This is a genomic window from uncultured Methanobrevibacter sp. (assembly GCF_937881195.1).
Classification (GTDB): Archaea; Methanobacteriota; Methanobacteria; order Methanobacteriales; family Methanobacteriaceae; genus Methanobinarius.
In genome coordinates this window covers 80,003-86,229 of record NZ_CALGFC010000007.1, presented here as the reverse complement: position 1 = coordinate 86,229, position 6,227 = coordinate 80,003, and the positions used below count along the sequence as shown (strand labels likewise).

At 22.5% G+C, this 6,227-nt stretch carries 4 protein-coding genes; 3 read left to right on the top strand and 1 reads right to left on the bottom strand.

Annotation, left to right across the window (positions count from 1 at the left end; genetic code table 11):
• The first annotated feature begins 407 nt into the window (after positions 1 to 407).
• The 3 genes from Q0087_RS01120 (at position 408) to Q0087_RS01110 (ending at position 5,381) form a co-directional block, all read left to right on the top strand.
• Positions 408 to 1,217: a winged helix-turn-helix transcriptional regulator gene (locus tag Q0087_RS01120; protein WP_297897516.1), complete on the top strand. Its 810-nt coding sequence runs from the start codon at positions 408 to 410 to the stop codon at positions 1,215 to 1,217.
• 798 nt (positions 1,218 to 2,015) lie between these two features.
• Positions 2,016 to 3,992, top strand: a complete 1,977-nt coding sequence (locus Q0087_RS01115) for a transglutaminase domain-containing protein (RefSeq protein ID WP_297897513.1) — start codon at positions 2,016 to 2,018, stop codon at positions 3,990 to 3,992.
• Positions 3,993 to 4,010: 18 nt separating this feature from the next.
• Entirely contained in the window at positions 4,011 to 5,381 is a 1,371-nt protein-coding gene (locus tag Q0087_RS01110) for a hypothetical protein (RefSeq protein ID WP_297897510.1), read from the top strand.
• A 179-nt stretch (positions 5,382 to 5,560) separates the two neighbouring features.
• Here the strand turns inward: Q0087_RS01110 and Q0087_RS01105 are convergent, their stop codons facing one another.
• A complete protein-coding gene (locus Q0087_RS01105) occupies positions 5,561 to 6,100 on the bottom strand; it encodes a thermonuclease family protein (protein ID WP_297897507.1) in 540 nt (179 codons plus the stop codon).
• Positions 6,101 to 6,227: the final 127 nt, after the last annotated feature.

Genomic DNA, 6,227 nt, shown 5'->3' with positions numbered 1-6,227 from the left:
TATTATTATTATTATTATTATTATTATTATTATTATTATTATTATTATTATTATTTGAATTGTTTTTATTTTTTTATAATTCTTTAAATATAAAAAATTTTAATACAAATATCATCTTATAAAATAAGTATTATAAAATAAGTATTATAAAATATGGGTTATAAAATAAGTATTATAAAATAAGTATTATAAAATTTTTAATATAAAAAATTTAAAATTTGTTTTTTATAAAATTTCATATAGCTAACTAATTTAATTTATTTGTTTATTTGAAATTATTCTAAAAAAAAATATTAAGTATGGATTAAAATAATTTTAAGGTATGATATTATTACAAAAGTATAAATTATTAATTGTTTAAATATAAATATAATTAAATTTAATTGTGTATGTTTAGGAAGGATATAATGAAAATCTTTAAAAAAAGAGGAGAAATGACCCATTTTCAGATATTAAGTGAGATATCAAAACAAGAACCTCATTTACGTCAAAAAGATATAGCTGAACGCTTAGGAATAACTGTACAGGCCGTATCTGAGAATATAAAAACTTTAATTGAAGAAATGTATATAACTTCTAAAGATGGAAGAGCTCCTTATAAAATAACACAAAAAGGGATAGCTAAAGTTAAAAAAGATGCTATTAGTCTTAGAAAATATTCTGATGATGTTTTAGAAACTATGAATTATTATAAGTCTATATGGCCAGCTATTGCTACTGAAGATTTAAATGAAGGAGAAGAAGTTGGTTTATTTATGGAAGGAGGACTTCTTTATGCAAATAAATCTAAACAAACTGCATCTGCTGAAGTTTTATCTGATGTTAAAAAAGGTGAAGATGTTCCTTTAAGTTCTTTAAATGGTACTATTGATTTAAAAGTAGGTCAAGTAGTTATTGTTACTTTACCAACAATTAAACAAGGAGGATCACGTAATGCTGATTTTGATTTAATTAAATCATTATATACTTCTGATTTTAAAAAATGGGGAATTGATAAAATTGATAAATTTGGGGCTATGGGAACAGTTTCCAGGGCAGTAGCTGATAAATTAAATATTCCTGTTGATATTGAATTTGCAATATCTGCTTCTAGTATATCTGCTGCAAAAAAAGGTTTAAATGTTTTAGTTTTAGTTGTTGGAGATATGTCTAAGGGCATAATAAGAAAATTAGAAGATGAAGGTATTAAATATAATATTGTGGATGCTAGTAAATAATAAATTACTTAATTTATAATAAAATATTTATAAGATTTTTATATATTTAAGTTCAATAGGAATATAACTCAATTATTCTCTTTTTTATATTATTTTTATACTTATAATTCCATATTTACTTTTTCTATTCTTTTTTATAGTTATAATTCATATTTGCTTTTTCTATTCTTTTTTATAGTTATACTTCATATTTGCTTTTTCTATTCTTTTTTATAGTTATAATTTATATTTACTTTTCATACTAGTTTTTTTATATATACTTTTATATTTTAATTTTTTCTTTGATTTTATACATATTTTCTCAAGATATTGTTTGATGTTATTAATGGATTATTTTGTCAAGGGGGTAATGATTATTCTCTATTATTTTAAAAATGTTATAAAAGATATTTTTTTATTTTATTTTCAATTTTAATTCATTATTTAATCTCTTTTTATCAATGATTTTATTATATATTTCTATAAACTTTTTTGTAAGTTAATAATAAATTATATATATTATAAAGATTATATAAATAATATAATATTGATTATGGTAGTATAATTATATTAAATTTTAATTTATTAAATATTTAATTATATTTATAATATTTAATTATACTAATATAGTTAATAGTAAATTAGTATAATTCTTATTTTTTAAAGAGCTAGATTTTTTATTTTTTCTTCATTTTTTTCATTGAAGATTTATCATTTATTAAGTGAATAGTCACTATAATATAATAAAGAATCAAAATGATGGCTGTTTTTAACATTATAAAGAATTTGCATAAAAAATTTACATGGAGACTTAACATAATGAAAAAAGAACATAATATTAAAATATTTATTTTACTATTCTTTGTAAGTGTTATATTGTCTTTTGGAACGGTTTCTGCTGCTTATAATACGGTTAATGGATCTAATTTTGATGATATACAAAATACAATTGATAGTTCTAATTCTGGGGATACTATTTTATTAGGAAATAAAACTTATTATTCTAATACTAATTCTAATATTAATTTAAATAGTAATAATATTATTATTAAAGGTCAATCTTCTAGTTCTAAAGCTATTTTGGATGGTAGTGGTAGTCAGACACAGATAATGGTAATTAGGGGTAATAATGTTCGTTTAGAAAATCTGATTTTTAGAAATGCTAAAACTAATATTTTTGGTGGAGCTATTAGTACTAGTAGTGCTAATTTAAATATTGTTAACTGTGATTTTATTAATAATAATGCTTTAAATGGTGGAGCAATATATTCAACAGCTAATTTAAATATTGTTGGGGCAACATTTACAAATAATAGAGCTATAAATGGTGGAGCGATATATTCTTCATCTGGTTTGACTATTGATAAAAGTACTTTTTTTAATAATCATGCTAGTTCTAATGGTGGTGGTATTTATACTTCTAGTAAAACTTCAATTAAAGGAAATTCTAAATTTAATAGTAATTCCGCTCATAAAGGTGCAGCTATCTTTTCCAAAAAGAATAGTTTAACTATTGCTAAAACTGTTAAATTTAATAAAAATAAGGCATCAATTGGTTTATCTACATCATTAGTAAATAAAGTTGTTCAATATGGTAAAACAAAGTTGAAAGTTAAGGTTAATGGTTATAACAATAATATTAAGATTGGAGAAGATGTGCCAATATGGGCTGATAATTATAAAAGTGTTAAAATTAATGGCAAAACAGCAAAAAAATATGTTGTTAAACCGGGTACTAAATTTAAACTATATGTTAATGGCAAAGCTATAAATACTAAGTTTAAATCTAAAACAGGTTCTTATGTTGATATTAATACATACCCTACCTATGAATGGAAGGATTTCATGTTTACAGCTACATTTAATGGTGGAGGTATATTCAATAAATCAACTACTAAATTTAAATTTAGTGCTAGAATAGCTAATACTGATGTTTATAATATGGATAAAAATAAAAAATCTAAACGTTATTATCCTTATAGAAAAGATAAATTACAAATTAAGCTATCTAATGGTAAAATTATAACTAAAACTATTGGTCAATATGCATCAGATAATGCTTACCTTTTAGGAGCAGAGAAAGTACCTTCAAATTTAAGAAAATTTTTATGGGGTTACAGTGGTGTTGCTGATGTTAATCAATCTTCCATAAGCAAACAAACTCTTAAAATATTAGTTAGTTCATCTTTAAAATCCAAATCTTCAGGTGCTAAGGGTCTCTTGACTCCTGAGAAGAAACTTAGGGCTATTCAAAGTTGGGTTGGAGATAATTGTGTTTATTTGTACGAAGTTCCTGGTGGATTAATACCTCCTGCAGGTGGTGCAGAAGTTCTTAAAAGAATAAATAACAAATCTATTAAAAATGATACTAATTGTGTTGGATTTTCTAATCTTTTTGTTTCATTAGCTAGAACTGCAGGACTTCCAGTTTCTTATATTAATATTCCCGGGCATATGATTGTTGCAGCATATAGTATTAAAAATGGAAAATGGTATGGAGTAATTATTGAACCTCAGACAAGTTCAGGTAATGTATATCCAAATCAGGATAACTTTTATCAAAAAGGACCTATGGATATTGTTTGGGATTCTAATGGAAATAAAATAATATATTATGGTATTGAGTCTGTATTTGGTGGGGATAGAACATTAGATGGTGTTAATTATTATAGTGGATTACCTATTCCTTTATGGGATTATCAAAGGTTGTTGGACTATTCTAACTATTATAATTTTGCTTATAATCCAAATAATGTTTATAAATATGTACTATGTGATGTTTTATATGTCTATTGATACTTTTGAGGGATTTTTATGAAAATATTTAAAAAAATTACTATTTTACTATTTATATTGTTAATGATTTGTACAACCATTAATATAGTATCTGCATCATCTATAACCATAGATAATACAAATAATACTTTAAAAAATGTTGTAAATAATTATGATACTATTTATTTGGATGATGGTGTTTATAATGGTTCTATGAATAAAGGGATTAATGTTACAAAAAATACTACTATTATTGGATTAAATAAAAATTTAGCTATTATTGATGTTGGATATGGAGAATTGTTTACAGTGAGTAATGGTTCTTTGACTTTAGTGAATTTAACAATAAGAAATGGTCATGGTACTCATTTAATTTCTAATTTTAGATCATTAAAGGTTATTAATACTACATTTGATAATAATCGTTATGGTAGTGAAATTTTAAGCACTGGTGAGCTTTTTGTCATTGATTCAATTTTTAAAAATGGTTTTGGTGGTATTGATAGTCTTTATGGTGGTCATAATATAACTATTAAAAGTACTGAATTTATTAATAATAGTATTGGTGGAGTTTATGGGTTGATTCATGTTTCAGGATTTGATAAAACTCTAAATTTAGATAATTTAACTTTTGTTAATAATAATGCATATGATGCTTTAATTAGTATTATGGCTGATTATATTTCTTTAAAGTTGTCAAATTCAAGATTTATAAACAATACTATTGGTAGTTCAGATTTATTTTATATAAGTGGTCCCTATAGTCATCCTAGTGTTCCTCATAATAAAGAACTTACAAATATTGTTGAAATAGGCACTATAGCTAATATAAATCCTTATATTCATCTTAATGTTCATTTGAAGAAAAACAACCTTATAGTTTTTAAAGCTATTTTAGCTAAATTTGGGGATGTTTTTTCCAATAAGAAGTTATATTTCTATGTTAATGGTAAGTATATTGGTTCTGCTCTGACTAATAAAAATGGTATAGCCACTTTCGCCATTAAAAGATCTAATTTGAATTTTAATGTTCAAATTGTTTTTAAAAAATACAATAATACAACTAGTGCTAGAACAACTAATATAAATGAAGCTTCATTTAATGGTTCTGCTTCTAAGTATGTTATTGGTAAATCAGATATTGTTCTTAAATTAAAAAATAGTAAAAATAAAGGTAAAATGGTTTATAGAAAGTATTATATTAAAAATAATGGTAATTCTTTAGAATCAGAGACATTTAATAGAAAGATATCTTCTAAATATAAGTTAGTTAAATATAGCTATAAAAATGTTGTTTTTAATTATAATAAATCTAAAAAGTCTTTTTCTATCAAAGCTAAAAATTTGTTACCATATAAATTCAATAAAAAGAATTTAGGAATTTTAATATTAGTATATAAGAAAAAATAAAATAATTATTAGTTTAATATTTTAATATTAAACTAAATTTTTAATTATTTTTCTAATTATTAACTCAAATTTAAAAACTGAAAAAGTTTAATGACTAATAAAAAATTTTAATGACAATTAAGTTTTAATATGTGATAGATATTATTTATTACTTAATTTAACTAATTATATGAGTTAAATCATGAAATAATTCCAAATCCTTTTTGGAATTCAGATGGAGGTATATACATTATTTCTGCATAACCTCTTTTTAATAATTCTTCATTTATGCTTATTCCATCTATATATACAATTGCTAAAACTCTTCCATATTTATCTTTGTTTTTAACATCATCAATGTCTAAATAAACTGTTTTTCCAAGACATTTTTGTTTAACAAAATCTGTTGAATTTTGATAACCTTCTTCTCCTCTTTCGGGAGTATTTATTCCTACAAGTCTTATTCTACCTACTCCAGAAACATCAATTGTATCTCCATCCACAACATTTTCACAAAAACCTTTAGCTTCGTAATATTTATTATAATTTTTAGAATTTATTGTAATATTAGGGTGGTTTTCACTATAATTGTAGTTTTGATTACTTTGATTTCCATAAATATTATTATTGCTATTTGAAATATTTTGATTGTCTAAATCATTTAAAAGTTTCCCTCCAATGCTAAACAATAAAAATATTAAAAATATAATTATGATGATTCTCTTGTTTCTTTTTTTCATATATATCTTCAATTATTAAGTTCCATATTTTGTATATTAAATAAATATAATTATTATAAATTTCCATATTTTGTATATTAAATAAATATAATTATTATAAATTATAAATATATATTTATTTATAAAT

Coding starts and splice junctions, on each gene's coding strand:
- Q0087_RS01120 (WP_297897516.1), top strand. CDS start 408: ATGAAAATCTTTAAAAAAAGAGGAGAAATGACCCATTTTCAGATATTA.
- Q0087_RS01115 (WP_297897513.1), top strand. CDS start 2,016: ATGAAAAAAGAACATAATATTAAAATATTTATTTTACTATTCTTTGTA.
- Q0087_RS01110 (WP_297897510.1), top strand. CDS start 4,011: ATGAAAATATTTAAAAAAATTACTATTTTACTATTTATATTGTTAATG.
- Q0087_RS01105 (WP_297897507.1), bottom strand. CDS start 6,100: ATGAAAAAAAGAAACAAGAGAATCATCATAATTATATTTTTAATATTT.